Source organism: Pseudoalteromonas sp. bablab_jr011 (assembly GCF_016464045.1).
In the GTDB taxonomy this organism is placed as follows: Bacteria; Pseudomonadota; Gammaproteobacteria; order Enterobacterales; family Alteromonadaceae; genus Pseudoalteromonas; species Pseudoalteromonas lipolytica.
In genome coordinates, this window is record NZ_JACDWU010000076.1 from 1 (window position 1) to 4,407 (window position 4,407).

Consider the following 4,407-nt stretch of genomic DNA (forward strand, 5'->3'; position numbering starts at 1 on the left):
GCAATCTCTACTAACAACTTCTCTGTAACAGAGTATGACGTTAACATGGATCGCTTTGTTTATGTACGTGCTACAATTAAGTTCTAATCTGCTTAATTAACGAATTTAAAAGCCACTCAATGAGTGGCTTTTTTCGTTATTAAATTTGATGGTAGTCAAATATCCATCGTCATTTAGGTGAAGTATTTTTGCTGTTTACAGCTTGCTTATGCCTGGCATAAACCATGATTTTTTATCACCTTATAAACTGTATTTGAACTAAGGTGAATTAGAGTGGTGTTGTTCACACGTTAAAACGAGTTAGCTTAAGTGATACACGTAAAGTTGTTGTTAGGGTTTTTAAATAGCCTTTGCCGTAAAGAAATCTAAGCAGTGGGGATTTCTGAATTGTTGTATTTAATTTACACTGCTAAAATGTAACAAATTTTAACCTTCTTATTGGCATCATTCTGAATAAGCTATTCTTATTTTTCATTGCGTTAACATTTGCTTTCCTTTCAAGTTGTGCATATGCAAAGCAGCTCAAAGCAGGTATCGTTAATTATAACTTCTTTCCTTATCATACACGTGATGAAAATGGCCGGTTTTCGGGGGTCATCGTTGGTTACAGTAATGAGATTGCGCGATTAGCAGATGCTGAATTAGAGTATCATGTATACGACAGTCTCGATTTACTGTTAGATGCGCTTCAGGCGGGCGAAATTAATTTTACTGTGGGTCTTAATAAAACCCAGCAACGTAAAAAGCATTTTTTATTCTCTTCCGCATTTATGGAAGCCCCACGGGGCATTGTTGCAAACCAGTCTATTGCTAATGATGCATTAAAGAATTTAGCGAGTCTGCGTTGGCTATGTATAACGGGGAGCTCACACTGTGAGTATTTAGCCGAAAATGGTGCTTTATTCATAAACCGATTTATTCAACCTGAAGATGCGATAGACAAGGTTGCTGATGGTACGTTTGACGCGTTTATGGGGGACTATTCAGTGTTGTCTCACCAATTAAAAAATCACTCTAAAAATAACTTAAAGGTTGTTAGTCCTATTTGGCTCGAGAGTGAAACCCTTCACGTCATGTTTAATAAAGAGGAAACCGCATTACGAAATCAAGTTAACTCGGTACTCGCCTCTATTTCACCTGCAACTAAACAGCTGTGGGAAAGTTCTGCCAGTGAAGAATACATCGCTGCAAAGGCATACAGTAAATTCAAGCGTGATTTTAACCGTATTGATGCACAGCAGAGTACTAACTATTTACTCACATTCTCGTTTATTGATGGTTTATACCCCGTTAATTCAACCAGTAAAACAGGCGAAGCTACTGGGTATTTAAATGATACTCTTGCATTGCTCTCACAGAGAAGTGGCATACAGTTTAAATATATACCCGCTGCAAATAGTAAAGAGTTAGAAAAGCTATTTCTTGCAAATAAAATCGATATCATTCCATCGATGACACCTGACAAAATAGATGAAGGAATATTAATTGCGTTACCCTCACATTATAGCTTCGAAATGGTATTGGTTTCTAAGCGTGCGAGTAAAATTCGCCGTATTGGTTATATTGAGGCGTTTGCAGATCCTAAAGAAAAATTAGTTGGTAGCGAGCCTATCGAAACCGTGTCATTTGACTCAATTCAAACGCTTTTCTATGCACTACGAAATGATGCTGTTGATGCGGCTATGCTACCGCAGAGCATTGCAGCGTATCAGCTAAACCAGTTTTATATTGGTGAGTTTTATATCAACCCTAAATATCGATATACACAGCCAATTTATTTTTTAATTAATAGGCACTTTTCTGAATTAACAACGTTGCTAGACAGTTTATTTAAAACCTTAACCAGTAATGATTTTAGCCATGTAGTAAATCGTCATGGTATTTTTAATATAGAGCGTGGTTATGATAAAAAAACGGTCAATATCACTGCAATTTTGGTGTTGATTTTAGTTGTTTTATCACTGACTTACTTTATCAATCGGCGTCTCAATATAAATAGGGAAATAGCGAGTCGTAAGCAATCAGAACAGGCTGCACTGAGTAAGCTTAATTTTACGCAAAAGTTAATTGATGATTTACCCACGATGGTTGTTATTCAGGATCAAGACCAAAAACGCATCATGTGGAATAAAGCGTATAAAGATAATTTCGCGCATCTTTGGGATGACGAGCAGCAATTTTTGCGCAGTGATCTTGCAGTCGTTAAAGAATTATTAGATCAAAATAAGCAAAGCCTTACTTCGGGTAAAATAATTAATCAACATATCCGCTTCACCAATCGTCTGGGTAAACCACTCGAATTGCTTTATACAAAGAAGCCTTTTTTGGGGATTGACGGCCATATCGCAGGGATCATGACTGTGATAACTGATGTCACAGAGCATAATAATCTGCAGCGAGAAAATGAATCTGTTCAAAAATTATTAAAGACGATCACTGATACGATACCCGGCGGGGTATTTCAATATGAATACTATGACAATGGTGAGGGGTTTTATACTTACATAAGTAAAGGAGCGCAAAGCCTTTTAGGGATTACATCTCGAACCATTAACCAACGCGGTATGACAGGGTGTATTTCACCGCTTATTTTTGATGAAGACAGAGTAAAAATTGCGAAGAGTTTTAAGCGAGCGGCAAAGCGTAACTCAATGATTGATATTGAGTTTAGGGTTAATAACTTAGGGCAGAAAATATGGTGTCGTTACATTGCGACAGGCGAAAAAAATTCTGATGATCAACTTCAAGGCGTTCGCTGGAATGGTATATTGCTTGATATTAGTTTACTCAAGCGTCAGCAAGCAGATTTAAGTAAAGCAAATCAACTGGCTCATCAGGCCGATTTAGCTAAAAGCCGATTCATCGCGACCATGAGTCACGAGTTAAGAACCCCCATATCTGGCATTAATGGTTTTATTGAATTACTGCGGGCTTCTTATTTAGATGAAGAGCAGTTCTACCTCGTAGAACATATTGACAGTGCGATTTCGAAATTACGTAACTTGGTTGATGACATTTTATATTTTGCAAATACAAGCTCAGGTAAAATTGAAATCGACTGCCAAGATGTAGATCTCGAGTCCCACCTGTGCCGTGTTTTAAGGGCGCATGAATATTTAGCAAAACAAAAAGGTCTCGAATTCCGTTTAACGTGGCGAACAGCTGCTTTTACTCAAGCGCGTATAGATGTAAGTCATTTACTGCAAGTTTTGTCTAATATTTTAAATAATGCCGTTAAGTTTACTGAGAAAGGCGCGATTAGCTGCGATGTTTTATTTGAAAAACAGACCTTGAAGATTGAGATATCCGACACCGGCGCAGGAATGACTGCCCAGCAACTTGCGCATACTTTTAAACCCTTTGAGCAAGCTGATAACTCGACAGAGCGTCGTTATGGCGGCACAGGGCTCGGTTTAACACTTGCTAAGCAATTAATAGAAGCGATGAAAGGTGAAATTAATATTTCCAGTACATTTGGAAAAGGTACGAATGTATTTATTTCGGTTCCTTTGACTAAAGTCGCTAAACCTGATTTAGCAGTGAGTTCTGTTTATTGGTCTGTGTGTACTCAGAATCATTTATTACTGAATAATTTAGCAAGCATGGGAGTTAAACATAATCAACTCAGCCATCCTTTAGATGCTAACGTATTTCAGCAAGTTGATAATATGATTATTGATGAAAAGTATGCCATTGAGCGTTGGGGTAAAAACTGGCAAAAGAATATTTGTAATATTGAGAATAAATACATCATCGTGGCCAGCGCTAATGATACTCAAACTCCCGCAAAATGTAGTTGCCATATTTTACTTGTTGATCCTCTTTATCCCGATTTACTCAGAGAGCTGGTTAACAATGTTCATTGTGGTGTTGACGTATTACCACACAGCCTCACAACTGCGTTGCATGGACAGATTCTAATTGCAGAAGATAATAAAACTAATCAGCTTCTTTTAGAAAAACAGTGTCAAAAATTAGGCATAAAAGCCGTGATGGTTGAAGACGGTTTAGCCGCATTAAAAGCCCTAGAAAATGATAATTTTGATGTATTACTAACTGACTGTCATATGCCTCATTTAGATGGCTTTAAATTAGCTAAACAGTTACGCGATAAAGAAAAGTTTAAGTATTTACCGATAATTGGTTTTACTGCTGACGATTCACAAGAGTGCCTAAATAAAGCGTTAGATGCAGGTATGAACAGTGTGTTATTTAAGCCATATAAACTTAACGAGTTATATAATCGTTTAGCCGAGTTTATTGAGGCCCGAATTCAGATAATAAGTGCACCACTCATGGTTAAACGGTGAGAAGAGATCAACTGCCTGTTGGTGGTACTCTGTAATCGCCAAAAAACAAGAGTAGATACCATGAGTTACAAGCAGTTGATCGAAGGGCAAAGATACC

1 protein-coding gene is annotated in these 4,407 nt (G+C 37.5%); it reads left to right on the plus strand.

Annotation, left to right across the window (positions count from 1 at the left end; all coding sequences use genetic code 11):
* Window positions 1-533: 533 nt before the first annotated feature.
* On the plus strand, window positions 534-4,310 hold the full coding sequence (locus JIG41_RS01945) for an ATP-binding protein (protein WP_312000473.1): 3,777 nt from the start codon (window positions 534-536) through the stop codon (window positions 4,308-4,310).
* Window positions 4,311-4,407 lie beyond the last annotated feature (97 nt).